We start from the raw sequence: 13,678 nt of genomic DNA, 5'->3' as shown, positions 1-13,678 counted from the left end.
CTATTGTTTTGTTCCCTAAAACTGAACAATTAGACGGTAATGATTTGCCACTCTTTTCCACGATATTCTTGCTGATTCCTTCGGTAAAAAATAATAGCTAATCTACCATTATCAGATTTTGTAATGGCGCGCAAAAATGATCGGTTTTTTTGTGCAGCACACACTCTTATTGTTGAATTTTTAATCATTAGTTATTAACAATTTTCCAACATGCCAAATTTTAATTTTGACTTCATATTACTTATGTAATTTAAATTTTATCGATAAATAGGAATAATATTCAATGACATTTAATTCAGAAAATAAACATAATGTTAGCAATGTGAACTTGTTAGGTAGAACAATAACAAACGACATATTCGATAGTTGTTTAGAAGATCACATGAGAATTGTGACTAATAATAGAGAAGCTGGTGCCCTTTGTACTTTAAGAAATGATGCGATATTAGGTGGCCAAGAAGATGATGTCATTTCTGGTACTGAAAAAGGAGAAACCATTTATGGTGGAAATGGAAATGATAACATATCTGGTGGTAAAGGAGACGATATCATATATGGTAATGATGGAAATGATGTCATTAGTGGTCATGCAGGAAACGATTGCATATCAGGTGGTAAAGGAGACGATAGCATATATGGTGATGATGGAAATGATGTCATTAATGGTAATGAAGGAGGCGATAACCTGTCAGGTGGCAGCGGAAAGGATGTTTTTCTTTATTATCAAATAGATGATTCGATGTTCGATTCGCCAGATAAAATAATCGATTTTGAGACTGGTAGCGATACAATTGATATTTCTGCCCTTAGTAAAATTAAAGGTAATACTATCGAAATTAAGCAAGTAAATCACTTTTCTAACCAAAAAAATGAAATGATAGTTCATTATAATCAATCAGAAAATTTAACCAGCCTAATGCTTGATTATAATGGAGATGGAAAAGCGGACTTTCTAATAGAAATTATCGGAGAAATTAATCCTATAGCGGATATCGTGACTTAAGGAACTTCTAAAATATAACAACCAGAATTTTACCAGAAGTTATAAAATTTACAGTTTATATAAGAAATTAAAATAGGATAACAAGATTATCCCAATCATTATGGGTGGCAATAAGCCGCTCTTTTTTATGGGGCGCACAACTGCTGTTTTTGCTGCTGGCTATTTGATTGTAGTTTGTGACTTTGAACTGTGTTCGGATATTTATGGTCGCTATAGGCTTTGTTGAATAAATCAGAATTAGCCGACAGGATGGCTCCCTCTGCTACAGCTGTTATCCGATCCTGACGCTGTGTGGCATACCCAACAACGTCATACGGTTCAGCGCTTTGACCATCGCCATTGCTTCACCTACCTGAGCCTCATAGTCACGCAGCCTCAGATGGCCACCCAGCAAAGTTTTTATGCGGAACATCGCTGTTTCTGCCACTGAACGCCGGTGATAACCCACTTTCTTTTTCCACATATCATTACTCCTGCTCAGACGCTGATTCGCCACCGCATGGTTACGTTCATGGTACTTGTCCGGCCAGTATTTCGCTCCGCTTCGCGGCGGGATAAGTGGCCTGATTTTCTTTCTTAGCAACGCATCGTGGCAGTAACAGGCGTAATAAGCACCGTCTGCTGACACTTCCCTGATTTTCCGGTGGGTTTGGTTAATCAAGCCCGGCAGTGCCTGCGCATCTGTCGTTCCGCTGAGCGATAAGTCGGCACAGATAATCTCATGAGTCACACTGTCTGCTGCCAGATGAAGCTTGCGCCACACTCTTCGTCTGTCAGCCCCATGCTGCCTGACTTTCCTTTCACCTTCGCCAAAGACCTTCAGACCGGTACTGTCGATGACCAGATGCGAGATTTCACCACGCGTTGGCGTTTTTATGCTGATGTTGACGCTCTTTGCTCGTCTGCTGACCAGCGAGTAGTCCGGACAGCACAGCGGCAAAGACATGAGTTTAAAAATCGAATCAACGAAGCCCTGTAATGCCCGGAGCGACAGGTTAAACACACGCTTCATCATCAGGACAGTGGTAACAGCCATATCGCTGTAGTAAAGCGGCCGGCCACGACCTTCAGGCGAAGAACTGTCAGTCCATCCAGCGATGGCCGACTCATCAAGCCAGACCGTCAGGGAACCGCGTTGTCTGAGTGCCTTGTTGTACGCGGGCCAGTTGGTAATTTTAAACTTTTGCTTTGCCATGGGGACCTGATGTTGAAACGAATTTAGCGATCAGATCCGCCAATCACCTAAAAGTTCGATTTATTCAACAAAGCCTGAAGCAACTAAATATATTGGTGAAATTTATCGAAATAACGAAATAACATCAAATAATTTAAAACCTTATGGTCAATATTATAACGAAGTTTATAATAGTTTATAGTAATCCTTTATCATTATTCTCATTTATAATTATTGTGTTTATTTATTAAAATGAAACATTTTGATTGATTTTTGTAAGCCATTTTTTTCTACGGTTATGGTATGATAGCCCACGTTATTGTTATGGTATAATAATCAGTACAATTTGCCTTAATAATAAAGTTCATCATCAAGGAATTATTACTATAAAAATCATTTGGATAGCCAGTTATGCTTTTGATAATTGATAACTATGATTCGTTTACCTATAACCTTTATCAATATCTGTGTGAGTTAGGAGTTGATGTTGTAGTTAAACGTAATGATGCAATAACTATCTCGGAGATAGAAACATTAGCGCCGACACATTTAGTTATTTCACCGGGTCCATGTACACCTAATGAGGCGGGTGTTTCACTAAATACAATTTCATATTTTGCCGGTAAGATCCCAATTTTGGGGGTTTGCCTTGGTCACCAGGCGATTGGTCAGGCTTTTGGTGCTTCAATTGTCAAAGCGAGAGAAGTAATGCATGGCAAGGTATCTACAATTCATCATAACCAGCAAGGTATTTTTAAAGGATTAAATCGTCCATTACAGGTTACTCGTTACCATTCTTTGGTGATTGATGCCGGAACTTTACCCGCTACCTTTGAGGTTACTGCCTGGACGCTACATGATGGAAATATTGATGAAATTATGGGTATTCGGCATAAAACACTACCTATTGAGGGCGTCCAATTTCATCCAGAAAGCATCTTGAGTGAGCAAGGACATGAGTTATTAAATAATTTTCTAAAGTATTAATTTATTACAAATTAGATCATGTCTGGCTATTTATTTCAATGATAAGTATAACTATCAACGTTGGAAAAATAGGTTTTATTTTGCTTGAAATGTAAATCTCAATAGGGGAAAAGCAGTATATAGAAAGTAAATATGTTTTTTGTATTTATCATCGATACAGGACTACTATTAAACATAATAAAAGAAATTTTTGTTAAATTTTTTATTATCAAAAAATGGTACAAAGATGATAATTTGTAAACTTATTTATGCGGATAAAACCGGTAATAATGGCTATCGGGTATTGGTTGATAGGATATGGCCAAGGGGTATTAAAAAACAAGATCTTCGCTATGATGAATGGAATAAAAATGTTGCTCCATCAAATGATTTAAGAAAATGGTTTCATAAATATCCAGCAAATTTTACTCAATTTAAGCGACTTTATTTTGAAGAATTAGAAAATAATCCTGATAGTTGGCAACATTTATTGCTTAAAGTAAAATCGGACTGTTTGATACTTTTTTTTCTAGCAAAGACGAACATCATAATAATGCGGTAGTAGGCTTTGTTGAATAAATCGAACTTTTAGGTGATTGGCGGAGCTGATCGCTAAATTCGTTTCAACATCAGGTCCCCATGGCAAAGCAAAAGTTTAAAATTACCAACTGGCCCGCGTACAACAAGGCACTCAGACAACGCGGTTCCCTGACGGTCTGGCTTGATGAGTCGGCCATCGCTGGATGGACTGACAGTTCTTCGCCTGAAGGTCGTGGCCGGCCGCTTTACTACAGCGATATGGCTGTTACCACTGTCCTGATGATGAAGCGTGTGTTTAACCTGTCGCTCCGGGCATTACAGGGCTTCGTTGATTCGATTTTTAAACTCATGTCTTTGCCGCTGTGCTGTCCGGACTACTCGCTGGTCAGCAGACGAGCAAAGAGCGTCAACATCAGCATAAAAACGCCAACGCGTGGTGAAATCTCGCATCTGGTCATCGACAGTACCGGTCTGAAGGTCTTTGGCGAAGGTGAATGGAAAGTCAGGCAGCATGGGGCTGACAGACGAAGAGTGTGGCGCAAGCTTCATCTGGCAGCAGACAGTGTGACTCATGAGATTATCTGTGCCGACTTATCGCTCAGCGGAACGACAGATGCGCAGGCACTGCCGGGCCTGATTAACCAAACCCACCGGAAAATCAGGGAAGTGTCAGCAGACGGTGCTTATGACGCCTGTTACTGCCACGACGCGTTGCTAAGAAAGAAAACAAGTACCATGAACGTAACCATGCGGTGGCGAATCAGCGTCTGAGCAGGAGTAATGATATGTGGAAAAAGAAAGTGGGTTATCACCGGCGTTCAGTGGCAGAAACAGCGATGTTCCGCATAAAAACTTTGCTGGGTGGCCATCTGAGGCTGCGTGACTATGAGGCTCAGGTAGGTGAAGCAATGGCGATGGTCAAAGCGCTGAACCGTATGACGTTGTTGGGTATGCCACACAGCGTCAGGATCGGATAACAGCTGTAGCAGAGGGAGCCATCCTGGCGGCTAATTCTGATTTATTCAACAAAGCCGCGGTAGTATTAAAATCGTTTTTGGAAAATAAACTTCATAAGGTTTGATTATTATACTCTGACTATATAGTAAATTTTATGATAGATAGTTCGGTTATTTTTAATTTCAAATATCATATGAAAGTTGCATAATTATTCAGCTATTCGATTTTTTATTACTATTGTAATTATATATTCATAATTTAATTGTATATTAATAACAATAAATAAGTGTATAAAACCAATACACTACATAAAAGTAGGTACTGGTTTATAGAATATTAACGTGTACCGTAAACGACAATGGTTTTACCGTGAGCAGAAATCAGATTTTGATCTTCTAGCATTTTTAGGATACGTCCCACTGTTTCACGTGAGCATCCTACTATTTGACCTATCTCTTGGCGAGTTATTTTAATTTGCATTCCATCTGGATGCGTCATCGCGTCAGGATGTTTTGCTAAATTTAATAATGTTTGCGCAATACGGCCTGTAACATCCAAAAAAGCTAGATTACCAACTTTTTCAGAAGTTGTTTGTAAGCGTTTAGCCATTTGTGCTGATAATCGCATCAAAATATCTGGATTTACCTGTATTAATTGGCGAAATTTTTTATAAGAGATTTCAGCGACTTCACAGGCGCTTTTAGCTCTAACCCAAGCTGTTCGCTCTTGCCCTTCCTCAAATAATCCAAGCTCACCAATAAAGTCCCCCTGATTCAGATAGGAAAGGATCATCTCTTTTCCTTCTTCATCTTTAATCAAAACAGCAACAGAACCTTTTACAATATAATAAAGTGTTTCTGCTTTTTCGCCCTGATGAATAAGAGTGCTTTTGAATGGATATTTGTGAATATGGCAGTGTGACAAAAACCATTCAAGAGTCGGGTCTGTGTGTGGTTTGCCGAAAACCATTCGCTTAATCCTCTAATGTTATTGCAGCCTAAATATGAAAATACCAATCTTCATAAGGCTGGCTTATCTTATAAAATTCTAACATAGCATACTAACTTGTTTAGTTTGGAAAAGTTAATATTAACTATAGGGTATATTGATTCGGAATTTTTGGTATTGATCTTAACCATACTATAAATGTGCTTTTGCTTTGTAGCATAATAAAAGCATCCTGTCTCTGCTGTCTCGATTCAGTCATGTTGTATAGACCAAATAATCCATATTTTAGCAATAAGTTGATTAGTTTTATTGTGTTTATTAATAAGTATGACAAAGTAAATATTACATTTCAAAATTAAACAGAAATAATATATTATTTCATAAGTTATCAAATTATAGCAAAAATAAATATTAACATTATAATATAATTACGTTATTAAATAATTAACCAGAAAATATTACCGCGATTATTATGATATACGGAAAAGATAATTTTATGCATAGTTTGAACTTTAAAATGGTTATAAGAATAAAAAATTGATATAAGTAAAAATATAATGCTGTGTTGTTAGCTTATTTTATGGATAATTTTTTTATTAGTGACAAGCTTTTTTACTAATGGGGTCATAATTAACTCCAATGCTAAACCTAGTTTTCCACCTGGAACAACCAATGTGTTCATTGAAGAAATAAATGAATTGTGTAGCATGGATAAAAGATAGGGAAAATCGATCTGGGTCAGACCGGCTTTGTTGAATAAATCGAACTTTTAGGTGATTGGCGGAGCTGATCGCTAAATTCGTTTCAACATCAGGTCCCCATGGCAAAGCAAAAGTTTAAAATTACCAACTGGCCCGCGTACAACAAGGCACTCAGACAACGCGGTTCCCTGACGGTCTGGCTTGATGAGTCGGCCATCGCTGGATGGACTGACAGTTCTTCGCCTGAAGGTCGTGGCCGGCCGCTTTACTACAGCGATATGGCTGTTACCACTGTCCTGATGATGAAGCGTGTGTTTAACCTGTCGCTCCGGGCATTACAGGGCTTCGTTGATTCGATTTTTAAACTCATGTCTTTGCCGCTGTGCTGTCCGGACTACTCGCTGGTCAGCAGACGAGCAAAGAGCGTCAACATCAGCATAAAAACGCCAACGCGTGGTGAAATCTCGCATCTGGTCATCGACAGTACCGGTCTGAAGGTCTTTGGCGAAGGTGAAAGGAAAGTCAGGCAGCATGGGGCTGACAGACGAAGAGTGTGGCGCAAGCTTCATCTGGCAGCAGACAGTGTGACTCATGAGATTATCTGTGCCGACTTATCGCTCAGCGGAACGACAGATGCGCAGGCACTGCCGGGCCTGATTAACCAAACCCACCGGAAAATCAGGGAAGTGTCAGCAGACGGTGCTTATGACGCCTGTTACTGCCACGACGCGTTGCTAAGAAAGAAAATCAGGCCCCTTATCCCGCCGCGAAGCGGAGCGAAATACTGGCCGGACAAGTACCATGAACGTAACCATGCGGTGGCGAATCAGCGTCTGAGCAGGAGTAATGATATGTGGAAAAAGAAAGTGGGTTATCACCGGCGTTCAGTGGCAGAAACAGCGATGTTCCGCATAAAAACTTTGCTGGGTGGCCATCTGAGGCTGCGTGACTATGAGGCTCAGGTAGGTGAAGCAATGGCGATGGTCAAAGCGCTGAACCGTATGACGTTGTTGGGTATGCCACACAGCTTCAGGATCGGATAACAGCTGTAGCAGAGGGAGCCATCCTGGCGGCTAATTCTGATTTATTCAACAAAGCCGGTCAGACCATTAAATCGGATCACTATAAAACTTTCATCTGGTGAAGGAATCGCTTTAGCGGCAAAGGGGTTAGAGGTATCAACGGTTGGAACACGTTGAAAGTTGATATTGGTACGATAAAATTGTGGGGTGATATATTTAATGTAATCTCGCATTGAGCGGATAACTGAATCCATCACAGCTTCTCTTGAATGACCCCTTTCTGATGTATCACGAATTAGTTTCTGGATCCATTCAAGATTAACAATAGGCACAACACCGACTAACAAATCTACATGTTTAGCGACAGTATATTTTGATGTTACAACCCCACCATGTAACCCTTCATAAAATAGTATATTGGTATTTTTAGGTAATGCTTCCCATGGTGTAAAAGTCCCAGGTTGAAGATTGTAAGGGACGGCTTCATCGTAGGTGTGCAAATAGCGTCGGCGTTTTCCAGTCCCTTTTTCGCCATACTCGATTAAACTTTGTTCAAGCAGACCAAAATCATTGGATTCAGGTCCAAAATAACTAATATGACGACTCTGTTCCTTAGCTTTACGAATAGCAACATCCATTTCAGGGCGAGTATAACGATGAAAGCTATCACCTTCAATGGTTGCTGCCGAAAGCTTTAACTGAGTAAAGATTTTTTGAAATGCAAGGCTGGTGGTGCTGGTGCCCGCACCACTGGAGCCTGTTACTGCAATGATCGGATGATTAGCTGACATAATAAGTGGCTTCCATTACGCATTCAGATAACACAATGTTTTAACACATTAATTACAATGACGTAAAATTTCTTTTTATATAGCGATGTATACAGTTATTTAATAATGTAATTGTGTTTTTGGCAAAATATTTATCGTTTCATGTAATTCAGACCAGACAAGCACAACACTTCCTAATCGTAATTGTTGCTTAATATCCTCAACTTTTTCTTCCAGCGTTTTCTCATCTTTACCATAATCCGTTCCTTCTCGTACCACAAAGCTTTCAATCAAATTATTTAAAGTATCTGCTGCTAGCTGTTGCCATGGAATGATCATAAATTACGGCTCCAGATGTGTGGTTAACCAATCAGGTATGCGTTGCTCAAGCCACATTTTAGGCTGTTTTAATGTGCCACTAACAAACCCAACGTGGCCACCATGTTCTGTCATTTGATACTCAATATTAGCGGGTAATTGGTTGATATCAGGTACAACTTCAGGCGCCATAAAAGGATCATCTTTTGCATGGATAATTAGTGTTGGCACATGGATATTCGGTAACCGAGGCAGAGCACTACATTGATGATAATAATCCGCTGCATCTTTAAAACCGTGTATTTTCGCCGTGATGACATTATCAAAATCACGTAGCCGTTTTAGCTTTTTTAGTTGTAGCAAATTAAGCGGTAATGAACCTGGGTAGCGAATGAGTTTGCGTGTTGCATTACGTTTAAGGCCGTTTAGTAAATAACGCTCATAGAATTGCGAAATCCCTTTTTCTAAACGAATTGAACAAGGCTCTAACATTAAAGGGGCGGAAACAATGACTGCTGCATTAACATCAGCATATTGTCCGGTTTCTGCTAAATAGCAAGCTAACATATTACCACCAAGTGAGTAGCCAACCGCGGCAATTGGTACTTGACCGTAAATCGTTTTCTGCCATTTGAGGAAGTAGCGGGCATCGGTAATTTCACCGGAATGATAAATGCGTTTTTGTCGATTCGGTTCTCCACTACAGCCACGAAAATGCATAATTACACCAAGCCATCCTCGTCTTTTAGTCGCTTCTAACATGCCATGAGCATATGGGCTTCTAAAACTGCCTTCTAAGCCATGAAAAATGACCAGTCGAGGTTTATGCTTCGCAGATTGAGGATCTTCACTCCAAGCGAGATCAATAAAATCGCCATCAGGTAATTCTAGGCGTTGCCATAACGGTTTGATTTGCGGCTTTTTCCTGACAATACGGGGTAGTAGTGTTTGTAAATGAGGATTTTTAGCCCAATTTATTGGTTGAAAATTTTTACTCATAATTGTAAATCTAAATAATTAATTCTACATATATTCTGATAATATATTGTTATTTTTAATATTAAAAAAAGATTAATAATAGTTAATCAAAGGATCTTAAATGAGTTATGGGCTGATTTTTGCGTTATTTACTTTTTTATTCATTGTGGCGATTACTCCTGGGCCAAATAATTTATTATTTACGTCATCAGGTGTTCAGTATGGTTTGCGGCGTTCAATACCTTTAATGTTCGGCGTAATATTAGGTATCCAGAGTATTTTATTTATTTCTGCTGCTGGCCTTGCTGTTCTTTTACTGCTTTCGCCGGTGCTACAAATTATAATGAAAATTGTTGGGAGTTTATATTTATTATGGCTTGCTTGGAAACTCGCTACATCCCACCATATGCAACTTAATACAGAGTCCAAAGTTGCTAAATCAATTAAATGGTATCAAGGGAGTTTATTACAATTCCTGAATCCTAAAGCATGGATGATGGGCTTAGGTGCGGTTAGTAGTTATAGTGTTGCTGATAACTATGCTAACTCGATTTTGATCATAAGTTTTGTTATGTTGATTGTCAATTTAATCGGTGGTGTTGTCTGGGTTGGTTTTGGTTCTTTAACCGGCATCCTGCTTCGTGGGCGTAATGCTTGGTTTATTTTTAATATTACAATGAGTATTTTTACAATTGCTTGTATCCCTTTTATTTGGTTGCAATAGCGATGCAAAAAAGGGATGTCCCTTTTTTGCATTAACTTAAATCGACATTTTTACTAGCGAACAAATAGGTAAAAATAAAACCGAATAAATAGGAAATCAGTAAGCCAGCAATATAGATAAGTATACCGCTAAAAATCCCGGTTGTAGATGTCATCAGTGGAATAGCAATTAATCCAGATGGGCCTAAAACCGAGTTGAGGCCAATTGGTTCACCCAACCAGTCAACTAACCCGATAAAAAAACACCAGCGGCTCCGCCAAGACAAGCGGTTATAAAAGGTTTAATGCGCGGTAAAGTTACCCCATAGATTAAAGGTTCAGCAATACCTAATAAACCCGGGATAATTGCCCCCCGTATCTGATTACGTAAGCCAGAATTTTTGGCTGCTTTGATATAGAGCGCTAATGTTGCACCAATTTGACCACCACCTGCCATAGCCAGGATCGGGAAAAGAGGATTAAACCCTTGTGTTTCCATTAAAGCGAAATAAACTGGAATAAAACCTTGATGTACACCAAAAACAACAGCGATCAAAAATAGACCAGCTAATATAGCGGTACCAAATGGATTGCCATTTAAGTGAATAAATAGCCAAGACATACCAATAAATACATAGCTAACTATTGGCATAATAATCGTGTAAGTAATGGCGCCAACAATCAGCAATGTGATTGCGGAAGTCAGTATCATATCTAAATTGGCGGGAATAATTTTTCTGATTTGTCGTTCAATCCAGGCACCACAAATACAAGCAAGTAGAATACCAATAATATTACCTTGAGGATCAATGGTGTAATTGAAAAAGGTACTCATATTGGAGAAGAAGCCTGTTGTGGCGTGTGGATCGTAGCCCAAAATAAAAAGTGACGCAATAATGGCACCATTAATCCCTGAACCACCAAAAACTTTTTGCGTATTGTAACCAATCAAGATCCCTAGAAAAGCATAAAGGCCTTTGCTAAAGACAGACATATAAAGTATTAAATGAACAAGAAAAGTCTGTTGCGTTGCCTCAGTTGGCAGACCGGCTGGATAGTATATTTGGTTGACCACTGTTGCAAAGCCAAGTAATAAACCAACGGCAATAAAACCCGGTATGAGTGGGGTAAAGATAGTGGCAAAAGTGGATAAAAATGTATTAACGCCACTGGTTTGTTTAGTTTTTAATTGTTTTTTGTTGTCGGCGGCAATTTCTTGCAAATCATTTTTAGTGGGTAATATTGTTTCTGTCTCAGAGCTGTTTGCTAATAATTGTTTCATCATGTCGCTAGCTGTTTGAGCATTACCTGGGCCTAATACAATTTGTAGTTGTTTATCACTGTCGATAATTCCTAACACACCGGGAATTTGTTTGAGGCGATTTTTGTCAACTAATTGTATGTCATGCAACGTTATGCGTAAGCGTGTCATACAGTTGCCGTGCTGAATAATATTTTTAGCGCCGCCAATAGCCACCAGTAGCTGACTTAACATTTCATTAGTTATTTTTGCCATGGTACTTTTCCTGTAAAACTATTATTAATAGCCAGTTTGCTGTTTTAAGACGGCTCGAATAAAACCATCATTGTCAGCTAGTGTTTGTTTAGCTTGTTGGGCATTTAAGCCGGTAAGGATCATAACGATAGCGGTTTTACAATGGTTATTACATGCAATAAGGGCTTGTTCTGCTGTTGTTCGATCACACTCTGTTGCAGCCATGACAATATGCTTTTGACGTTCAATAAGTTTAGCATTGGTTGCTTCTACATCTACCATCAGGTTACCGTATACTTTTCCAGTCCGTATCATAGCACCTGTACTGATCATATTAAGGACTAATTTTTGTGCCGTGCCGGCTTTCATTCGTGAGGAGCCAGTAATTACTTCAGGGCCGACAATCGGTATTATTGCGATATCTGCTATGTTGACCATTTCACTGTTAGGATTACAACTAATGCAGGCAACAGTTGCGCCTGTCGTTTTAGCGTAGTTCATCGCCCCACTACATAAGGTGTGCTGCCACTTGCGGCGATACCAACTAAAACATCTTTTTGATTGAAATTAAACGCTTTAAGATCATCAGCCCCAAACTGCGGATTATCTTCAGCGTTTTCTACCGCTTGAAGAATTTCTTGGTGTCCACCAGCAATTAGGCCGATTACCATGTCACGAGGGCTGCCATATGTTGGTGGACACTCACTTGCATCTAAAATGCCTAAACGGCCTGAAGTGCCAGCACCGCTGTAAAACAATCTACCATTATGTTGAAAAGCATAGGCAACTTTGTCAATAACAAGCGCAATTTCAGTTAGTGTCTGCTCAACAGCAATCGGCACTGTTTTATCTTCCTGGTTAATGATTTTCAACATTTCTAAGGTTGATAATGTATCTATACTGTTACTAGCTGGATTGGGGCTTTCTGTTACCATTTTATTAAGATCTAATGTCATCGAATGTTTCCTATATGTCATTTTGGGGAGATATTAAGGAATTATTTATTCTTTATATGTGTTATTGATCACAAAGCGATCTATTCTTATTTCATGGTGACAAGGGAATAAGAGAAAAATGAAAATAATATTATGTTAGCTAATTTATTGTTTAATCAGCCATTAATTTATTAGAATAATAAATAATAAAATAGGAATAATTTATCATAATTATTTTAATCTGGTGATCCGAATATTATGAATAGTCTTCAGTATAGTATGGCCATATTGAGTAAAATTTCATGGTTGTTACCTCAATTAGCGTTAAATCAGCAGAAAATCGCCACCTTTATTCTTGAACAACCACAAGCGGTATTACTGCTTTCATCACAACAAATAGCGGAACAAATAGGTGTCAGTCAATCAGCAATTGTTAAATTTAGCCAGAAAGTTGGTGTCAAGGGATTTCCGGCTTTAAAACTGGCTATTAGTGAAGAGTTAGGACGTAAGCAAGTACTTACTGAGCAATCACATAAAGTTATTCATAATCAGATTGCCAGTAACGATAGTTTGATGGTTATTGCACAGAAACTGGCGCAAGAAAAAATTGATTCGGTTACCGAAACAACTCGGCGAATTAATTATCAGATTTTTAACAAAGTTGCCACATTGGTCAATCATGCCCAAAGAGTACAAATTGTTGGCATTGTTGGGTCAGGATTAGTGGCAAAAGATCTCTATTATAAATTGCAAAAAATAGGTATTACTACTCTTGTTGATTTAGACCACCACGTTCAAATAACAACAGAGCTAACCCTTACTGCAAAAGATATTCAGATTGCTATTTCATTTAGTGGAAAGCGAAAAAATATTTGCGAAGCGGCAGCAATAGCTAAGCAGCAGGGAGCGAAAGTAATTGCCATTGTTGGTAATAAACAACAGACACCATTAGTGCAGTTAGCTGATTATGTATTGGAAAGTATCGCTGGTGAAAATGAATGGCGAAGTTCGTCAATTTCTTCTCGTGCCGCCCAAAATACGTTGACCGATTTGTTATTCCTGGCGCTATTACAAAAACGGGAGGTAAAAGCCCGTTCATTAGTCATAAATGCCCGTTTAATGATCAACAAATTAGATGAATAGTGACTGACGGCACGATGAGGCTAAGC

12 protein-coding genes and 5 pseudogenes are annotated in these 13,678 nt (G+C 38.9%); 8 read left to right on the top strand and 9 right to left on the bottom strand.

Features of this window, described 5'->3' with window-relative positions:
* Positions 1-29 precede the first annotated feature (29 nt).
* Positions 30-188 carry a hypothetical protein gene (locus E3U36_RS12775; RefSeq protein WP_238337440.1) on the bottom strand — a complete coding sequence of 53 codons (159 nt, stop codon included), beginning with the start codon at positions 186-188 and terminating at the stop codon, positions 30-32.
* 95 nt (positions 189-283) lie between these two features.
* Here E3U36_RS12775 and E3U36_RS09150 point away from each other — a divergent pair, with 95 nt between their 5' ends.
* Positions 284-1,003 (top strand): M10 family metallopeptidase C-terminal domain-containing protein, encoded by a 720-nt coding sequence (locus E3U36_RS09150; protein WP_180816319.1) that lies wholly within the window; start codon positions 284-286, stop codon positions 1,001-1,003.
* A 271-nt stretch (positions 1,004-1,274) separates the two neighbouring features.
* Here E3U36_RS09150 and E3U36_RS09145 read toward each other — a convergent pair whose 3' ends face one another.
* Positions 1,275-2,198 carry an IS5 family transposase gene (locus E3U36_RS09145; protein ID WP_180816318.1) on the bottom strand — a complete coding sequence of 308 codons (924 nt, stop codon included), beginning with the start codon at positions 2,196-2,198 and terminating at the stop codon, positions 1,275-1,277.
* Here E3U36_RS09145 and E3U36_RS13015 point away from each other — a divergent pair.
* From E3U36_RS13015 to E3U36_RS09130, 4 genes and pseudogenes are all read left to right on the top strand, one after another.
* Positions 2,192-2,320, top strand: coding sequence for a hypothetical protein (locus E3U36_RS13015; protein WP_255479075.1), 129 nt, complete (start codon positions 2,192-2,194; stop codon positions 2,318-2,320). The genes E3U36_RS09145 and E3U36_RS13015 overlap by 7 nt on opposite strands.
* A gap of 268 nt (positions 2,321-2,588) precedes the next feature.
* Positions 2,589-3,164, top strand: a complete 576-nt coding sequence (locus E3U36_RS09140; protein WP_180816317.1) for an aminodeoxychorismate synthase component II — start codon at positions 2,589-2,591, stop codon at positions 3,162-3,164.
* A gap of 190 nt (positions 3,165-3,354) precedes the next feature.
* A complete protein-coding gene (locus tag E3U36_RS09135) occupies positions 3,355-3,705 on the top strand; it encodes a DUF488 domain-containing protein (RefSeq protein ID WP_238337439.1) in 351 nt (116 codons plus the stop codon).
* Between the two features lie 77 nt (positions 3,706-3,782).
* Positions 3,783-4,660: pseudogene (locus E3U36_RS09130) on the top strand (IS5 family transposase).
* Positions 4,661-4,976: 316 nt separating this feature from the next.
* Here the strand turns inward: E3U36_RS09130 and crp are convergent.
* Entirely contained in the window at positions 4,977-5,609 is a 633-nt protein-coding gene (gene crp / locus E3U36_RS09125) for a cAMP-activated global transcriptional regulator CRP (protein ID WP_180816316.1), read from the bottom strand.
* Positions 5,610-6,156: 547 nt separating this feature from the next.
* Positions 6,157-6,333, bottom strand: a pseudogene (locus E3U36_RS12770) (phosphoribulokinase); the annotation flags it as partial.
* 75 nt (positions 6,334-6,408) lie between these two features.
* Here E3U36_RS12770 and E3U36_RS09115 point away from each other — a divergent pair.
* Positions 6,409-7,332 (top strand): IS5 family transposase, encoded by a 924-nt coding sequence (locus E3U36_RS09115; RefSeq protein ID WP_180816314.1) that lies wholly within the window; start codon positions 6,409-6,411, stop codon positions 7,330-7,332.
* Between the two features lie 53 nt (positions 7,333-7,385).
* On the opposite strand, the pseudogene E3U36_RS09110 reads toward E3U36_RS09115, so the two are convergent.
* The 3 genes and pseudogenes from E3U36_RS09110 to E3U36_RS09100 form a co-directional block, all read right to left on the bottom strand.
* Positions 7,386-8,102, bottom strand: a pseudogene (locus E3U36_RS09110) (phosphoribulokinase); the annotation flags it as partial.
* 99 nt (positions 8,103-8,201) lie between these two features.
* Positions 8,202-8,420 (bottom strand): YheU family protein, encoded by a 219-nt coding sequence (locus tag E3U36_RS09105; RefSeq protein ID WP_180816312.1) that lies wholly within the window; start codon positions 8,418-8,420, stop codon positions 8,202-8,204.
* Between the two features lie 3 nt (positions 8,421-8,423).
* On the bottom strand, positions 8,424-9,398 hold the full coding sequence (locus tag E3U36_RS09100) for a hydrolase (RefSeq protein ID WP_180816311.1): 975 nt from the start codon (positions 9,396-9,398) through the stop codon (positions 8,424-8,426).
* A 100-nt stretch (positions 9,399-9,498) separates the two neighbouring features.
* Between E3U36_RS09100 and E3U36_RS09095 the strand changes: the two genes are divergently transcribed.
* Positions 9,499-10,101, top strand: coding sequence for a LysE family translocator (locus E3U36_RS09095; RefSeq protein WP_180816310.1), 603 nt, complete (start codon positions 9,499-9,501; stop codon positions 10,099-10,101).
* Positions 10,102-10,132: 31 nt separating this feature from the next.
* Here the strand turns inward: E3U36_RS09095 and murP are convergent.
* Together murP and murQ are read right to left on the bottom strand one after the other, a co-directional pair.
* Positions 10,133-11,595, bottom strand: a pseudogene (gene murP, locus E3U36_RS09090) (PTS N-acetylmuramic acid transporter subunit IIBC).
* 24 nt (positions 11,596-11,619) lie between these two features.
* Positions 11,620-12,530: pseudogene (gene murQ / locus E3U36_RS09085) on the bottom strand (N-acetylmuramic acid 6-phosphate etherase).
* Between the two features lie 258 nt (positions 12,531-12,788).
* On the opposite strand from murQ, the gene E3U36_RS09080 reads away from it, so the two are divergent.
* A complete protein-coding gene (locus tag E3U36_RS09080; RefSeq protein ID WP_180816309.1) occupies positions 12,789-13,652 on the top strand; it encodes an SIS domain-containing protein in 864 nt (287 codons plus the stop codon).
* Positions 13,653-13,678 lie beyond the last annotated feature (26 nt).

Source organism: Arsenophonus endosymbiont of Aphis craccivora, assembly GCF_013460135.1.
GTDB classification, from domain to species: Bacteria; Pseudomonadota; Gammaproteobacteria; order Enterobacterales; family Enterobacteriaceae; genus Arsenophonus; species Arsenophonus nilaparvatae.
This window is presented reverse-complemented; position numbering and strand designations above follow the sequence as displayed.